This window comes from Bradyrhizobium sp. SPXBL-04, from assembly GCF_051853035.1.
Lineage (GTDB): Bacteria > Pseudomonadota > Alphaproteobacteria > Rhizobiales > Xanthobacteraceae > Bradyrhizobium > Bradyrhizobium zhanjiangense.
On record NZ_CP182472.1, the window covers coordinates 4,828,003 to 4,844,558 of the forward strand.

Annotated in this window: 14 protein-coding genes; 7 read left to right on the forward strand and 7 right to left on the reverse strand. The window is 62.6% G+C overall.

Features of this window, described 5'->3' with window-relative positions; genetic code table 11:
- Positions 1–378: 378 nt before the first annotated feature.
- The 6 genes from ACNJX8_RS22865 to ACNJX8_RS22890 all read left to right on the forward strand — a co-directional run bounded on the left by ACNJX8_RS22865 (position 379) and on the right by ACNJX8_RS22890 (position 9,255).
- A complete protein-coding gene (locus tag ACNJX8_RS22865; protein ID WP_439356833.1) occupies positions 379–4,149 on the forward strand; it encodes a vitamin B12-dependent ribonucleotide reductase in 3,771 nt (1,256 codons plus the stop codon).
- 182 nt (positions 4,150–4,331) lie between these two features.
- Complete coding sequence (locus ACNJX8_RS22870; RefSeq protein WP_439356834.1) at positions 4,332–5,609, forward strand: nucleotidyltransferase domain-containing protein; 1,278 nt, start codon at positions 4,332–4,334, stop codon at positions 5,607–5,609.
- On the forward strand, positions 5,587–6,315 hold the full coding sequence (locus ACNJX8_RS22875; protein ID WP_439362062.1) for a hypothetical protein: 729 nt from the start codon (positions 5,587–5,589) through the stop codon (positions 6,313–6,315). The genes ACNJX8_RS22870 and ACNJX8_RS22875 overlap by 23 nt, the downstream gene beginning before the upstream one ends.
- The gene (locus ACNJX8_RS22880) at positions 6,201–7,094 is read left to right on the forward strand and encodes a CBASS cGAMP-activated phospholipase (RefSeq protein ID WP_439361958.1); all 894 of its coding nucleotides are present in this window, start codon (positions 6,201–6,203) and stop codon (positions 7,092–7,094) included. The genes ACNJX8_RS22875 and ACNJX8_RS22880 overlap by 115 nt, the downstream gene beginning before the upstream one ends.
- Positions 7,095–7,434: 340 nt before the next feature.
- Positions 7,435–7,995, forward strand: coding sequence for a phasin family protein (locus tag ACNJX8_RS22885; RefSeq protein ID WP_439356835.1), 561 nt, complete (start codon positions 7,435–7,437; stop codon positions 7,993–7,995).
- A gap of 246 nt (positions 7,996–8,241) precedes the next feature.
- Positions 8,242–9,255: a hypothetical protein gene (locus ACNJX8_RS22890; RefSeq protein ID WP_439361959.1), complete on the forward strand. Its 1,014-nt coding sequence runs from the start codon at positions 8,242–8,244 to the stop codon at positions 9,253–9,255.
- Between the two features lie 134 nt (positions 9,256–9,389).
- Here ACNJX8_RS22890 and ACNJX8_RS22895 read toward each other — a convergent pair whose 3' ends face one another.
- Both ACNJX8_RS22895 and ACNJX8_RS22900 read right to left on the reverse strand, forming a co-directional pair.
- Positions 9,390–10,064 carry a hypothetical protein gene (locus tag ACNJX8_RS22895; RefSeq protein WP_439356836.1) on the reverse strand — a complete coding sequence of 225 codons (675 nt, stop codon included), beginning with the start codon at positions 10,062–10,064 and terminating at the stop codon, positions 9,390–9,392.
- A 2-nt stretch (positions 10,065–10,066) separates the two neighbouring features.
- Positions 10,067–11,107: an acyl-CoA desaturase gene (locus tag ACNJX8_RS22900; RefSeq protein ID WP_439356837.1), complete on the reverse strand. Its 1,041-nt coding sequence runs from the start codon at positions 11,105–11,107 to the stop codon at positions 10,067–10,069.
- Between the two features lie 204 nt (positions 11,108–11,311).
- Between ACNJX8_RS22900 and ACNJX8_RS22905 the strand changes: the two genes are divergently transcribed.
- Entirely contained in the window at positions 11,312–12,109 is a 798-nt protein-coding gene (locus ACNJX8_RS22905; protein WP_439356838.1) for a transglycosylase SLT domain-containing protein, read from the forward strand.
- A gap of 218 nt (positions 12,110–12,327) precedes the next feature.
- Here ACNJX8_RS22905 and ACNJX8_RS22910 read toward each other — a convergent pair whose 3' ends face one another.
- The 5 genes from ACNJX8_RS22910 to ACNJX8_RS22930 form a co-directional block, all read right to left on the reverse strand.
- A complete protein-coding gene (locus ACNJX8_RS22910) occupies positions 12,328–12,834 on the reverse strand; it encodes a hypothetical protein (RefSeq protein ID WP_130220813.1) in 507 nt (168 codons plus the stop codon).
- A gap of 386 nt (positions 12,835–13,220) precedes the next feature.
- Entirely contained in the window at positions 13,221–13,502 is a 282-nt protein-coding gene (locus ACNJX8_RS22915) for a hypothetical protein (RefSeq protein WP_128941963.1), read from the reverse strand.
- 196 nt (positions 13,503–13,698) lie between these two features.
- Positions 13,699–14,873, reverse strand: a protein-coding gene (locus tag ACNJX8_RS22920) for an IS3 family transposase (protein ID WP_439356839.1) whose coding sequence is annotated in 2 segments (ribosomal slippage) — positions 13,699–14,564 and positions 14,564–14,873 — 1,176 coding nt in all. Because the reading frame shifts where the segments join, the coding sequence is not laid out codon by codon here.
- 145 nt (positions 14,874–15,018) lie between these two features.
- The gene (locus ACNJX8_RS22925; RefSeq protein WP_439356840.1) at positions 15,019–15,669 is read right to left on the reverse strand and encodes a cell envelope biogenesis protein TolA; all 651 of its coding nucleotides are present in this window, start codon (positions 15,667–15,669) and stop codon (positions 15,019–15,021) included.
- 375 nt (positions 15,670–16,044) lie between these two features.
- A complete protein-coding gene (locus ACNJX8_RS22930; RefSeq protein ID WP_439356841.1) occupies positions 16,045–16,446 on the reverse strand; it encodes a VOC family protein in 402 nt (133 codons plus the stop codon).
- Positions 16,447–16,556 lie beyond the last annotated feature (110 nt).

Genomic DNA, 16,556 nt, shown 5'->3' on the forward strand with positions numbered 1-16,556 from the left:
CCAAAGGCAGCGGGATGAGGGCTTGTCTGCCCTCGGATAGCGGACTTTTCGGGTGCCAGAACGGGCCGGCAACAGGCTCGCAAGGCAGGCAGACTTCACGGTGGTGCGAAGTAGCACCTGCGTGAAGTGAGAGAAGTAGAGGCGGTGTGGGCGTTGAACGCATGTCGGGCGTATCCCCTTGGGGGCGGATGGGTCTGGTCATGCCGGCGGATGTGAGGTGCGTGCACCGAACAATCGCGCCGGGAGAACAAGGGCCGGGTCCACCGGCTGAACTGCGATGCCCAGAGGCCGAGCGGCCAAAAGGACTCGCGAAGCGAAATGTCGACCGGGACGCCTGAACGGAGGCGGTTCGGTCAAGGATAAGGACGGGGCAAGACCATGCGGATTGAGCGGCGCCACACCACGGTAGGACAGTCACCTTATGCGGGAATCGATTTCCGGCTGACCACGTCGGAGATTCGCAATCCCGACGGCTCGGTCGTGTTCAAGCTCGACAATGTCGAGGTGCCGACCGAATGGTCGCAGGTCGCCTCCGACGTGCTGGCCCAGAAATACTTCCGCAAGGCCGGCGTCGCCGCGCGCCTGAAGAAGGTCGAAGAGGAATCCGTCCCCTCCTTCCTGTGGCGCTCCGTGCCCGACACCGAGGCGCTTTCCGCCCTGCCCGAGAAAGAGCGCTATGTCAGCGAGCTCAGCGCAAAACAGGTGTTCGACCGCCTCGCCGGCTGCTGGACCTATTGGGGCTGGAAGGGCGGCTATTTCTCCACGGATGGAGACGCGCAGGCCTTCTACGACGAGCTCCGCTACATGCTCGCCATGCAGATGGTCGCGCCGAACTCGCCGCAGTGGTTCAACACCGGCCTGCACTGGGCCTATGGCATCGACGGCCCCGGCCAGGGCCACTATTACGTCGACCCCTTCACCGGCAAGCTGACCAAGTCCAAGTCGGCCTATGAGCATCCGCAGCCGCACGCCTGCTTCATCCAGGGCGTCGGTGACGACCTCGTCAACGAGGGCGGCATCATGGACCTCTGGGTCCGCGAAGCCCGCCTGTTCAAATACGGCTCCGGCACCGGCTCCAACTTCTCACGTCTGCGCGGCGAAGGCGAAAAGCTCTCCGGCGGCGGCCGCTCGTCCGGCCTGATGAGCTTCCTCAAGATCGGTGACCGCGCGGCCGGCGCCATCAAGAGCGGCGGCACCACGCGCCGCGCCGCCAAGATGGTCGTCGTCGACGTCGATCACCCCGACATCGAGACCTATATCGACTGGAAGGTGAAGGAGGAGCAGAAGGTCGCCGCCCTCGTCACCGGATCCAAGATCAACCAGAAGCACCTCAAGGCGGTGCTGAAGGCCTGCGTCAACTGCGAAGGCTCGGGCGACGATTGCTTCGACCCCGAGAAGAACCCGGCGCTCCGCCGCGAGATCAAGCTGGCGCGCCGCAGCCTCGTGCCCGACAATTACATCAAGCGCGTCATCCAGTTCGCCAAGCAGGGCTACAAGGACATCCAGTTCGAGACCTACGACACCGACTGGGATAGCGAAGCCTATCTCACCGTCTCCGGCCAGAACTCCAACAACTCGGTCTCGCTGAAGGACGACTTCCTGCGCGCCGTCGAGACCGACGGTGACTGGAATCTCAACGCCCGCACCTCCAAGAAGGTGACGAAGACGCTGAAGGCGCGCGACCTCTGGGAGAAGATCGGCTACGCCGCCTGGGCCTCGGCCGACCCGGGCCTGCACTTCAATACCACGATGAACGACTGGCACACCTGCAAGGCGTCCGGCGACATCCGCGCGTCCAATCCGTGCTCGGAATACATGTTCCTGGACGACACGGCGTGCAACCTCGCCTCCGCCAATCTGCTGACGTTCTACAACACCACAACCAAGCTGTTCGACGTCGCGGGCTATGAGCATCTCTGCCGGCTCTGGACCCTCGTGCTCGAAATCTCGGTGATGATGGCCCAGTTCCCTTCGAAGGCGATCGCCGAGCTCTCCTACGAGTTCCGCACGCTCGGCCTCGGCTACGCCAATATCGGCGGCCTCCTGATGACCATGGGCCTGCCCTACGACTCCAAGGAAGGCCGCGCGCTCTGCGGCGCGCTGACCGCCGTGATGACCGGCATCACCTACAAGACCTCGGCCGAGATCGCGGCCGAGCTCGGCACCTTCCCCGGCTACAAGAAGAACGCCGCGCACATGCTGCGCGTGATCCGCAACCACCGCCGCGCCGCGCATGGCGAGGCCTCCGGCTACGAGGCCCTCTCCGTCAACCCGGTGCCGCTCGACCACGCCTCCTGCCCGCAAGCTGACCTGGTCGCGCATGCCAGGGCGGCCTGGGATGCGGCGCTCGCGCTCGGCGAGCAGCACGGCTATCGCAATGCTCAGACCACTGTCATCGCGCCCACCGGCACGATCGGCCTAGTCATGGATTGCGACACCACCGGCATCGAGCCCGACTTCGCCCTGGTGAAGTTCAAGAAGCTCGCCGGCGGCGGCTACTTCAAGATCATCAACCGCGCGGTCCCCGCAGCGCTGCGCGCGCTCGGCTATCGCGAGAGCGAGATCGCGGAGATCGAGGCCTATGCCGTCGGCCACGGCTCGCTCTCCAATGCGCCGGGCATCAACGCCTCGACCCTCAAGGCCAAAGGCTTCACCGATGAAGCCATCGCCAAGGTCGAAAAAGCGCTGCCGACCGCCTTCGACATCAAGTTCGCCTTCAACAAGTGGACCTTTGGCGAAGACTTCATCCGCGACCAGCTCGGCATCGGCGCTGAAGCCATTGCCGCGCCGGGCTTCGACCTGCTCCAGGCCGTCGGCTTCACCAAGCGCGAGATCGAGGCGGCCAACGTCCACATCTGCGGCGCGATGACGGTGGAAGGTGCCCCGCACCTCAAGGCCGAGCACTATCCGGTGTTCGACTGCGCCAACCCCTGCGGCAAGGTCGGCAAGCGCTATTTGTCGGTCGAGAGCCACATCCGCATGATGGCAGCTAGCCAGCCCTTCATCTCGGGCGCGATCTCCAAGACCATCAACATGCCGAACGACGCCACGGTGGAGGACTGCAAGTCCGCCTACATGCTGTCATGGAAGCTCGCGCTGAAGGCCAACGCGCTCTACCGCGACGGCTCCAAGCTCAGCCAGCCGCTCAACTCGCAGCTCATCAGCGACGATGAGGACGAGGACGAGGCGGTCGAGCAGCTCTACGAGAAGCCGATGGCCGCACGCGCGACCCAGGTCTCGGAGAAGATCGTCGAGAAGCTGGTCGAGCGCATCATCGTGATGCGCGAGCGCGAGAAGATGCCGGATCGCCGCAAGGGCTACACCCAGAAGGCGGTGGTCGGCGGCCACAAGGTCTATCTTCGCACCGGCGAGTATGACGACGGCCGTCTCGGCGAGATCTTCATCGACATGCACAAGGAAGGCGCGGCGCTCCGCTCCTTCATCAACAACTTCGCCATCGCGGTGTCGCTCGGTCTGCAATACGGCGTGCCGCTGGACGAATATGTCGACGCCTTCACCTTCACCCGCTTCGAGCCGGCGGGCCCCGTGCAGGGCAACGACAGCATCAAGTATGCGACCTCGATCCTCGATTACGTCTTCCGCGAGCTGGCGGTGAGCTACCTCTCCCGCTTCGACCTCGCCCACGTCGATCCCAACGAGACGGGCTTTGACGCGCTCGGCAAGGGCGTCGAGGAAGGCAAGGAGCCGGACGAGGACGGCGGCCACCACGCGACAAAACTGGTCTCGCGCGGCCTCACCCGCTCGCGCACGGACAACCTGTTCGTGATGCGCGGCGGCTCGACCGCGGTCTCGCAAGGCAACGACAGCGCGCCTGCCGGCGGCAACAAGGTCACCGCCCTGGCCTCGCACGGCACCTCAGCCCGCGTCGGCGACGCCCTCGAAGGCGCCGTCGCCCTGAAGCAGGAAGCCAGCCACGACCTCTCCCCGACGGAGAAGCTCGAGCAGTTGCAGTGGAGCAAGGCCGGCACCGCCGCAACCGCCGCCCCCAGCAAGGCCGAGCGCCGCGCCGAAGCCAAGGCCAAGGGCTACGAGGGCGAGATGTGCTCAGAGTGCGGCAACTTCACGCTGGTGCGGAATGGGACGTGTATGAAGTGCGATACTTGCGGCAGCACGACGGGGTGCAGCTGATAGCTCAGAATGAGACTCGACGTCGATAGGCCGAGTCTCGGCCAGTACGTCTAAGAGAAACTGAAGCCGCCCGCTTCGATAGTAGATAGTAAGAGCGAATCCCGGCGGTCGCCAACGACCGCCGGGAAATGGTGGAAGGAACGAAACGGGAATTGAAGCCAGAGTTGTAGAGGAGCGTCGATATGAACTATTCGGATCGCTACCTGCGTCAGATCGCGAGCTACTCCATCGTCGACGTGCTACTGGCCGACGTAGCGATCCGGATTCAGCTCAGCCCGACGGACTACCAGGTCGCCGTCGAGCACTATCACGCCATCAGCGAATGGCTGGAGCGGCAGGACAGCCCGCTAGCGGGAGCCGTCCGCGATTTCTATCCGCAGGGCGGTTTCGCCATCGGCGCGACCGTCGCGCGCCACTCGAGCGACGAGGAGTTCGACATCGATGTGATGGCCGACATCGCCTATCGCGTCGACGTGGATCCTGAAGATGCGTTGGCGATTCTGCACGAGGCCATCCGCGGCGAGCGCGGCTCGCGCTACTACCTCAAGACCGACCGGAAGACCCGCTGCAGCACCGTCAATTACGACGGCATGCACCTCGATGTAACGCCCACCGTCCGCCTCGCCGGCCCGATCGAGAAGACGGGCTTGATCTTCCACTCGAAGCCAGAGGAACCGTGGGCGAAGAAGTCGCTATTCGCGAACCCGCACGGCTTCGCGCAGTGGTTCATCTCCCGGACTCCGCCGGACCAGGACTTCGGCACCTTCTTCGAGCGGCGGTCGCTGGACTACGACCGCCAACGCGCGATCCTGTCTAAGCAGGCGGACGCCGCGCCGGTGCCTGAGCATTGCCCGGCTTATCAAAAGTCGCGTGCAGTCATCGCGCTGCAGTTGATCAAGCGCTGGCGCAACTTGGCCTACGACAAGAGGCACGGTAGCCGGCGCTTGCCGCCGTCGGTGCTGCTGGCCTTCTACGTGGCCACGCATGCGAACCAGACGAAATCGCTAGCGGAGGAGCTCAGCTTCCAGGTCGACAGCATGCTGGCGATCATTGGAGAGGCCCACGACCGAGGGCAGAAGGTCTTCGCCAGAAATCCGATGTGCAACGACGATATCCTCACGGATCGCTGGCCCGGGGACTTCAGCGACCAGGCGGTCTTTATCCGCGAACTCACCGACTTCGCCGTCAAGCTCCGGCGGCTGAGCGGCGAGATCGCACTGCCCGAGATGCAGCAGATCCTCGAAGATCTGTTCGGCGAGAAGCCGGCGCGGTCGGCGGTGAAGGACCACGTCCAGCGGGTCGGGCAGGACGTGGGCTCCATGGGCAGCCGCTTCATGCCAGGTAAGGCGGCAATCCCCGCGGCGATCGCCGGTACCGCGGCCGCGCCGAGCAGCGTCAGGTCGGCGCCGTCGCACAAGTTCTTCGGCGATCATCCCGATGACCTACCGAAGCGTCGATGAACAGGACGCCGAGATCCGGCGCCTCTTTCCTGACTTTCGCCTAACGGCTCACGCCGACTGGATCGCGGTGTGGGAAGGCCCCCTCAGGCCGGCGTCGAAGACCTACCGCGTCCGCATCGTCCACTTCCGGCGAACTATCTTCGAGGGATGGACGCTCGCGAACGACTACGTGACCGTCCACGTCGTCGACCCGCTCGTCGGCGCGGAGATGCTGGCGAACGAGACGCTTCTGCCGCACATCTACTGGAACGACCGCAACCCGGCCTGGCCGGCGCTGTGCCTCTGGGATCCGAAAGAGATGCTCTGGACCCCGGAGATGTCGATCGCGACGACGATCATTCCGTGGACGTCGGAGTGGCTGCTGTTCTTCGAATACTGGCAGATATCCGGCGAATTCCTAGGGCCAGGCCGGCACCCGCCGAGGAGGCGCAACGCATGTTCGAACCCGCCCGAGACTTCAGACCCGGCGATCCACGTTCGAAGGGAGCGATTCCGCAACGACGAATTCCACAGGCTTGGCCGAAGGACCGGCGTTTTCGGATCCTATCTCTGGATGGGGGCGGCATTAAGGGACTATTCCCTGCGACCGTTCTGGCCGAGTTCGAACGGCGATACCTCGGTGGCGGATCGATCGCTGAATATTTCGATCTGGTCACGGGCACCTCAACTGGAGGGATCATTGCGCTCGGACTTGGCGCCGGCCTAAAGGCGCGAGATCTCGCCGAACTCTATGCCTGTCGTGGCGGAGACATTTTTCCTGAGCGAGGTCGCCTCCGCAAGAATTGGCAAGCTGCGCGGAACCTCCTCCACTACAACTATGAAAGAAAGGTCTTAGAGAGCATTTTATTCGATGCTTTGGGCGCGAAGCTCCTTGGAGACTCTATTGTCCGTCTGTGTATTCCGGCTTTCGAGGGCAAACACAGCGAAGTCTTTATGTTCAAAACACCACACCACTCCGACTATAAACTAGATCGGTTGGAGCCTATGGTGAAGGTGGCTTTGGCAACCTCCGCCGCCCCCACCTATTTCCGTCCTCTCGAACACAACGACTATACGCTCGTGGATGGAGGCGTCTGGGCTAATAATCCCATTATGCTGGCGGTCGTTGAAGCCATGGTTTGCTTCGATATCAAACGCGATCAGATCGATGTTCTCAGCATAGGTTGCGGTGAAGACCCATACATCGTGTCGCAAGATCAAATGAATTCAGGCGGCAAACTAGCTTGGAGAGATGTGATTTTCGCAGCCATGCGGCTGCAATCACTATCTGCTATCAACCAAGCACGCCTGCTGCTCAGTCCAACTGCCATACGGCGCATCGATCCACCGCCGAATGCCGAGCCAATCGCTCTTGATGACTATCGTCGGTCCTTGGAGGAACTTGTTCCCGCAGCGCGAGCGGCCGTTGACCAGAATGGGGACCAACTCGCGAAGAGCTTTCTTTCATCACCTGTATCTCGCTACAGGCCTCATCGTACAATCTAATACGGTCACAGGATTACGGTGACAGCGCATCAAACCTGTCGCCGCTCTGCCGCATCAGTTCACGTTCATGGGCGCCGTCATTTAAGTGCACCGTCACCGCAATGGAACGGTACGGCTTTGGAATAAAGCTCGTAGCATGGTTGAGCGAAGCAACACCCATTACCGACTAATCAACAAGAAGTGATGGGTTTCGCAAGGGCTCAACCCATCCTACGGACCTGCCGGTATCCCGGCAAAATCTCACCACATGGCCGCCACGTAAGCGACAGCCCACAATCGCGATTTCAGCGCAAACGCGACGGAGGCTCGCGGCTTCAGCGATATTCAGGAGCCATTTGCAATGTTGAGTGCGGTAGAAAACAAGCCAACGGGCAAATCCGGCCGGCGCGGCGGGAAGAAGAAGGCCAGGCAACGGTCCGGGGCCGACGAGCAACACGCAACTGCAGCGCATCAATTGCCGGATGCCTCGGCGGGGATCAGCCAAGAGAACAGGCAAGAGACCAAGCAAGAGGTAGAGGCGAGCCGACAGAGCAGTGCGGAGGTACCCTCGGCTGCCGCCTTGCCGTCCGGGATGGAGATCGTTGCCAGCGCGCCCGTCGCACCGGTGGAACCCTCCCAGGCCAGCCCGCAGGCGATTGCCGATGCCTATAGCGGCTATATCAGGACCTCCGTTGAGCACGCCTGGGCCTTCCTGGGAAAGCTCGCGACAGCGCGCTCACCCGTCGAGGCCTTCGAGCTTCAGATGGAGTACGCGAAACAGGCGTGTGAATCGTTCGTCGCCGAGTCCCAGAAGATCGCCGGGTTGCATGAACAAATGACCAGACAAAGGGTCATGCATTTTGAGGGGTTCGTGGCCAAGCTCACCCAGACGACGCTCGAAATCCGCGCGACGCGTCACTAACGACAGCTGCGTATTTCGACGGTGCGGGGACAGGATGCCCGTACGATGGGTACGTTGATCGGCTTCGCTCCGCTCGACTCATACTGCGAACTGCGCTTTGCGCAGTCGCAGTACTAGCCCCTACGCGCTCACGCCCGCCCCGCTCCCGCGCCCGCCATAACTTTTCCTTTGCACACGCGTTGTGTTGGACAGCGGCGAGACCTATCCTTCCAGTGATCGGACTGCCTCCCATTGACGGCCGACCGGATGGAGAGCGCATCGGTGCCTGAAACGAACGACCCCAAGCCTGATAGCGACAAGCCTGATACCGCCAAGCCGGATGCGCCCAAGCCTGACGCTGCCAAGCCGGATGAGGCGCGCGCCGATGGCGGGCTGACGCGGGCCTACGACCGGATCAAGAGCGCAGAGGAAGACCTGGCGCGACTGGACCGGCTGGTTTCCGGAATGGAACGCGACAGCGAAGGCCAGCGCACCTCGCACGCAACCGCCGGTAGGACGGCAGCCGCAACTTCCGGAAACAAGGCGCCAACGCCGGATGCCAAAGTTCCGAATGCCGGAGTTCGCGATCAAGGCTTGAAGGGAGATCGGACCATGGTGCGCGCTTTGGTCGGCCTCGTGCTGGCGATCGGCCTGCTCGGTGCCGCCTTCGCTTCGCAATATCGCGATGAGGCCAAGTCAATCGGCACGTCGATCATGGCGCGATGGGCTCCGCCGGCTGTAAGCCCGCCCCCGCAAGCATCCGCGGCGGAAAGTGCGGCGCAGCCGCCAGCCGTGCAACTGGCTGCTGCGGATGGGCCGAGCCCGGTGCCCGCGCCGCCGGTCGCCAAGGACACGGAAAGCGCCGCAAAGCCTGCCGCCGCAGCGCCAGCGCCTGACCCGTCATCGTCTGATCTCGCGCAATCGCTCAAGGCCATCACGAGCGAGCTTGCGAGCATCAACGGGAAGCTCGAGCAACTGAAAAGCCGCAACGACCAGACCCTGCGTGAGCAGGCCGACACCATTCAACAGCTCAAGGCGGCGCAGGAGAAGGATGCGGCGGACAATGCGCGCCTCGCCGCGCAGGTCCAGGCGCTGCAAACGCAACTGACCGCTTCATCCGCGTCTGCAGCCGCGAAGCCCGTCGCGCGGAGCGTGATGAACAACGATGCGCATGCCCGGCCGCACGTACCAGCGGCCGAACCCCGGCGGCCCAGACCGCCGCGAGGCCCCTGGATGCCTCCGCCCTATATGGCCGACCCTTACGGCTATCCGGATTGGTGAGCCCGCAAGGCGCGGGCTTGTTTCCCGAAGGCGCGATTGGATTTGAAGCCCGCAAGCGGGTAGATGCCTTGCGAAACCCATCATTCGCTGATCGGCGTTGATGGGTTTCGCTAGAGCACACCTCATCTTACGAGCTACCGAAGCATTCGAAGCGGCTCGAACGACGTACTCAGGCTGACGAACACAGGCTCGGGAGTCAAACTGGTGACACCAATTCTGAGTTCGGGAAAGTAAATGTGAAACATGCGATCGGTCTGGCCACTCGTGACATCCGTGAACTTGACCTCGCCGCGGTACACGGCAAGCGCACACGATCCGATCGTCGTTTCCCCGGCCGAAACGAACGTGTAGTCGACGCCCTGCTCGACCTGCCGCGCCGTGCCGTTCCGATACTTGAAGGTCCAGGAGACCTTGTATGATACGCTGTGCCGGTGATCGTTGTCCTCGATCACGATGCCGGAGTACCTGTGCTGCGCTTCCTGATCCGGTACCTTGTCCACCGTGGATGTCAGGGAGGATGCGATTCCGAATCCGTTGATGGTTTCCGCCTTGCTGATGTTGATGCCATGCGGTGTGGTCTGCCGTGTCCAGAGCACCGCCGTTTTCCCGGCTTCCCTGTAGACCTGATAGGCCTGCTCAAATCTGTCGAACCTGACGACGAGCTCAACCGGGACTGTCGTAGACTTGATCTTGCTGCAGTCCATCGACTGCGCAAGGACCACCGTCGGGACCCCGAGCAGCACCAGAGCGACAACGTTTACGGCAAGTCGCAAACGAGCTCCGCTTCGGTTTCCGGGAATAGCGCGCAAGTCTACCTTCCAGCCGAGCGAAGGTCTTCTGCGACGCCGTCGAATGCGCTCTGACTCGCGACGGCCCCACCCTGCTGCGCATCTGGCACTGCAGACCGCCGGCGCGCGCCGACCCCGAAAATGTCGTGCACCAGCCCAAGCTTCCCCAGCCCCAGGATGATCAGGCCGTTGATGTCGATCTCGTACCAGGCGTGCGAAAGGTAGGCGTCGCGCGGAAAGCGGTGATGGTTGTTGTGCAGCCCTTCACCAAAGGTGAGGATCGTGGTCACGAATTCGTTGGTCGTGCCATCATTGGTTTCGAAACGGCGGTAGCCGTAGCGGCCGTCGCTGTGGCAGACCGAGTTCACCAGCGAGGTGGCCATGGTCATGATGTAGCTGCGGAACAGGCCGGAGAACAACACGCAGCCGATCATGCTGTGCACGCCGCCGAACGCGTAGCCGATCGCGCCGGGAATGATCACCGCCGACAGCGCGTACCAGTACCAGCGAGTCCTCGTGAAGAACATGGCGATCGGGTCGGCCAGGATATCCCTGGCGTAATATGCGCCATCGGTGGTGGCCTGGTCCCACACCCAGCCGCCTTGCGCATGCGACATCCCCTTGAGGAAGCTCGCATAGCGGTTGCCGAAGCCGTCATAGTAAGGGCTGTGGACGTCGCCGGGCTTGTCGGAGTGAAGATGGTGCCGGCGGTGGTTGCTCACCCACTTCAGGATCGAGCCCTGCACCGCCAGCGTGGCGATCGCGGCGAGGATCGTCCGCATCACCGGACCGCAGCGAAAGCTCCGGTGCACGAAGTAGCGATGCATGAAGCCGATCCCGACCGTGGTCAGCAAGAACATGCCGACGAAGACCGAAACCTCGACCCAGCCGATGCCTTGCCAAAATGCCCAGACCAGCGCCGCGATCGAACCACCGATCATGAAGCCGAACGCGATGTAGGAATCGAGAAACTTGGCGTCGACCAACGGGCCTTCGACAACCACCCCCGGTGGCATTTTCGGGTCCGCAGCTGCCTCAGGCACCACGCCTTCAATGACGGTCATTTCAGCCGATCCATTTACACAAAATTAACTGTTCTGCGGCGCAACGTACAACCGGGGGTTATTTCTCGCAAGGATTGGAGCGGCCGTAGCAGCACGGAGCCGGGACTTGAAAAGGCACGGTCGCGTGAAATGAAGCGAGATTTTAGGGCGGGCGGACAGCGTTAACTAAGTCCACAGGCTCCGCAATTTACGCCCACAGCGCACATGCCAAGGAAAAGCAACAGCCTCCTCCCTCGCCTTCGCAGCGTCCGGCGGGCCGCCCGGTGGGCGCGGAAGAATTTCGCGCGCGCACCGCGGATGGTTCGGATCGCAGGCGGCGTGGCGATGCTGCTTGCAGCCATCGCGCTTCTGAACATCGTCGCTCAAATGGTCCGCAAGCCGACCGAGCTGTTTGTCCTTGTTGGCCATTCCCTCGACAAGGAGCCAGCGGAGACTTGGGCGAGATACGGGCCGCTGTTCCGCAGGCATTCCACCGCTGCGATCACGCCGGAATTGCTGGCCGCGCTGGCGCAGGTCGAGAGTTCAGGCAACCCGGTGGCACGCACCTATTGGCGCTGGCGATGGAGCTTCAATCCGCTTTCGATCTACCGGCCTTCTTCCAGCGCCGTGGGTCTTTTCCAGATGACCGATCCCGCTTACGCCGAGGCCGCGCGGTCCTGTGTTCGTGGCAACGCGGTCACGGAGACCGGTTGCGGGTTCACCAGTCTCTATATCCGCACGATCCCGAGCCATGCCGTCGAGCTGGCATCGGTCTATCTGGACCGCCAGGTGGCCGACGTTCTCGCCCGCAACGGCGATGTGAAGGCAAGCCCGCAGCAGAGGCAGGATCTGGCCGCCTTCATCCATCTCTGCGGCGCAGGTCCTGCCACAGCCTACGCACGCCGCAAGTTTCAGATGCTCGCCGGCGAGCGCTGCGGCGATCATCTGGTTGCGGCCTACGTTGCCAGGGTCAACGCGATGAAACGGCAGTTTCAGCGCCTTGCGGCGGATGACGGCGATTAGCGGCGCGCGTAGCCCGGATTGCGCTCCGCTCCATCCGGGCTACGGGCGCTTGCCGTGAGTGACGGCGATTAGATGATGCGTTTCGCAAGACCGTAGGATGGGCGGAGCGACTTGTCCGCCGTAGCTCGACGAGCGGAAGCGATACCAACGACGCTGGCGCGCGACGACGGGTTTCGCAAGAGCTCAACCCATCCTACGAACTACGCTCTATGCCCGCCTCACCGTATCTCGCTCATCGTCACCTGGGCGGCGATCCCGCTCAGCTCGGGCTCTTGCGGCTCAAGCTCCTCATCGGAAGATGGACCGACCGAGACTTCGACCATTCTGCGCTTGACCTGTTCGCATGTCTTGCGGACGTCTTCGGTGAACAGCGCGCATTCTTCGATGCGCTTGAAGATCTTCCGACCCTCTTCACGATACCCCGCCGCCGTTTCTCGCATGAAGGCGATCGCATCATGGACCTGGGCTGTCAGCGCCTCGCATTTTTGCGCAGCGTCGATCAACTCGGTGCCCATGGCCTCGATTTCTTTCGCAGCGGACTCATAGTCGCGAATGACCGCCTCTGCGCTCAGCGCGCCGACGCGCGTCACGCCCGCGGTGTGCTCGACGTAATCAGGCAGAGCAATGGAAGTAATAGAGCTTCCCGAGCGTACCGACGATATGTCCGCCTCGAGTTGGACCAGGTTAACGCCGTCCCGTCTGCGCAATTGTTCAACACTTGCCATGATTGATCCTCTCAATACGCGCCCGTACCCCTTAACAGTATTGGGTGTATTACGGGGATAAATGCCATTCTACCCCGATGTGTCCTTGACAGTCTCAGGTTTGCCATTTTTTCCTAGCCGCTGACGTCGCACGCAGCGATATTGGACTTGGAAGCGTTCAACCTCTCCGGATGGCCAGAATGGGAGGTGCGCAAGGGCTTGAGCTGTCGAGCGAAAATGAGCTCGATTGAGCGAGCGTGGCCCGGATGGAGCGAAGCGAAATCCGGGGTCTTGCCTCATGCTGCGCCAGTCCCGGATTGCGCTTCGCCTCATCCGGGCTACAGGCGCCAGTCAATTCTGCGTCCGTCGCTGGCCGAACTCCACATGCCGCAGAACGTGATGGTTGTTCACCACCAGTATGGCCACCGCCACCCCTCATAGCGAACCCACGACGAGACCAGCGGCGGACCGTAGGGATCGACCCGGTCGTCTTCAGGACGATAACGATATCGTGGAACGATATAATAATCCCACGGCGTTGGCCTGAGCACGGGCGCCGTGACGATAAGTCTCTGCTGGGGTTCGCGAACGACTTGCGCCTTGCGCGCCCGGGCTTCAGCCCCTGACATCCCAAGGCTGCTCAGCACCAGGGCCGTTCCGAGCGCACACGCGATGGTCATTTTCTTCATGCGTTGGCCTCCTTCCCATAAGAGTGCTCAAGGACGCAAAGCAAGGCAAGCCAATTCGCGCGCGACTTTGCTGGAATGACCGATGGTGGCTCGCAACTCTCCACCGTCATTGCGAGGAGCCCTTGCGACGAAGCAATCCAGACCGTCTCGGCGGAGGAGCTCTGGATTGATCTTCCCCCAAAAAAGTGGACAGCGTTCAAGCCGATTTTAGCTCCATCTCGACTGGGCTGATATAGCCGATGGCCGAGTGTCTGCGGTGTTGATTGTAGAAGCCCTCGACGTAGGCGAAGATGTCGCGCTCAGCTTCATCGCGGGTCGGATATTGACGGTGATGGATCAGTTCGGACTTGAGCGTGTGGAAGAAGCTTTCCATCGGGGCGTTGTCGTAGCAGTCGGCTCTGCGGCTCATCGAAGGCCGGACGCCGGCGGCTTGCAGCGCTTGGCGGTACTCGGTTGAAGCATATTGGATGCCGCGATCGGAGTGATGGATCAGGCCGGCGCCGGGCTTTTGCCCCTTGATCGCCATCCTTAATGCGGCGAGCGGCAATTCGGCGCGCAGATGGTCGTCCATCGCCCAGCCCACGATACGGCGACTGTACAGATCCATGATGGCGGCCAGGTACAACCATCCTTGGCCGGTCCAGACATAGGTGATGTCGGCGAGCCAGACCTGATTGCGCATGGCGGCCGAGAAGTTCCGGCCGAGCAAGTTGGGCGCGATCGGGAAGCCATGCCCGCTATCGGTGGTGCGGCATCGTCGCGGCCCGGCCGAGATGGCTCGAACGCCATGGCAGCGCATCTGCCGCTCGATTCGGCCACGGCTTGCATGGTGTCCCTGGGCCTTGAGTTCGACATGAATGCGCGGGCTGCCATAGCGACCATGACTGTCGCGATGAACCCGCTTGATGTCCTGCAGCAACTCTCGATTGGCAGCGGCCCGGGGGCTTTCCGGGCGCGACCGCCAAGCATAGTAGCCCGCAGGCGAGACGCCGAGGACACGGCACATGATCTTAACCGGATAGTCGGCGCGGCGATCTTCGATGAAGCGGAACTTCATGTCCGGGGTCCAGCAAAGATCGCGATCGACTTTTTTAAAATGTCGCGCTCCATGCGCAACTGTTCGTTTTCCCGCTGCAACCGGGCGATCACGTCAGCTTGGGCCGCCGACGGCACCGCCGCTTGCGACGTGGGCGCCGCGGCGCTGCCGCCGGCTGCTACCGTGCTCCGCTCCTTCACCCATCGGCTGAGCACGGAGCCGTCCAGCCCGAGCTCCTTCGATACCGACTTCGCCGAACGGCCGCTCGACAAAACCAGATCAACTGCCTGCCGCTTGTACTCGTCCGAATACGAGCGTCGCTGCCGTTTCGCCATCTGACACCTCTCGCTGCCTAAGCTATAGGTGTCCACCGATTTAGGGGAGGCTCAGGATTGCTTCGCTGCGCTCGCAATGACGAAGAACGCAATGACGGAGAACGCAGCGAGCGTAGAGCATAGCCCGCTGCCCGCACCAAACCGCCTACTCCCGCGCCCGACGCACCGCCTCCTCCAGCTTCCTCCTCTGCTTGTCCCACCGGCCCTGCTCCGCCTCGGCGCGTTCATCGATCGCAGTTCGTTCTGCCTCGATCTCCTCCGCCCGCGCCTCGTGCTCGCGCTTCGCCTTGTCGAGTGTCGCCTGCGCAATCGCGACCGCCTTCTCCCGCTGCGCGCGCTCCTTGGCGCGGGTGGCCTCTTCCTTGCGGCGCTCGGCTTCGCGCCGCCGCTCTTCTCTCTCGAAAGCCGCGGCGGCCTGGCGGGCTTGTCGATCGTCGATCTTGCGGGACGGTTTCTTTGCGGTCTTCTCCGCGCGCTTGCTCGGCTTGGGCTTACGTTTGGGCTTGGCCTTGCCTTCGTCGGCAAGGTCGGTCGGCAGCTCGGCGCTTTCAGTGAACGGGCCGTTCGAGCCGACCGGACGCCTGAGCACGACGCCGGGGCTTGCCATGGTCGCCGCAACGATATCGGGATCGTCGGTCTCCTTGGCGACGCCCTGATGGAACAGATTGGAGCTGGCGCCCCAGGCCTCCAGCGCCGCCTTCATCGAGGGCGCGGCGACCGCCTGGTCGTAGAATCCGAGCGAGGTCTGGTAGGTCTTCAGCTTTCTTTTCGCTTTGATTTTCGGTTCTCTTGGCATGTCGCCCCGCGGCCCGGCGACGCATCAGCTCCCCATCGCACCGGCGCCATCCTGGCATAGTGCCCCTGTTTTGCCCGACGAGTCAAACTCTATTTCGGGATCACCGAAATCGGCCCGCGCCTGCGTGTCCCCGCCTTGCCCGACGGGTCACATCATTTCGGGCGCGCAGAAGTGTGAAATCTCAAGGTGTTGCCTACTGTGCATGGGGTTGTTTTCGCACTTTTGTTTTGACGGGCACTCCCGTCCTTCCACCGTCAGTGCGAGCGTAGCGAAGCAATCCAGGGTCGTTCTGCGGAGGCGGTCTGGATTGCTTCGTCGCACCAGCGCAAAATTGCTACGCAATTTTGTCGCGGGCTCCTCGCAATGACGGTGTCGCTACGCACCGAGCAACGCGTCATAGCCCTGCGCGCTAAACGCCAGCAGACAGAACCCGTGCCCGAACGGATCGGCCAGCATGGCGATCCGCCCATACGGCGCATCGCTTGCGGCAACCTCCAGGATCGCGCCGGCCCGCAGCGCGCGTTCGACGGCGGCATCGACATCATCGACGACGACGTCGATATGCACCGGCGTCCAGTGCCGCGCGTAGCGGCGGCGATCGCCGCCGGCGCCCATCGTGCCGGCCTGCTTGGTGAGCAGATACACCGGCGCCGGCCAACCCAAGAGCTCGACAAAATCGGCGCCGAAACGGCGGCCGACCGTCAGGCCGAACGCGGCGGTGTAGAAGGTCGTCGCTCGCGCGACGTCGGGAACGTCGATGTTGAGGAGGAAGGTCATGGCGCGAAATGTAGCCCGGATGGAGCGTCAGCGTAATCCGGGATGGCACCGCACCTCCCGCCTCGGATTTCGCTGACGCTCCATCCGGGCTACCAAAACCTCACGGGATC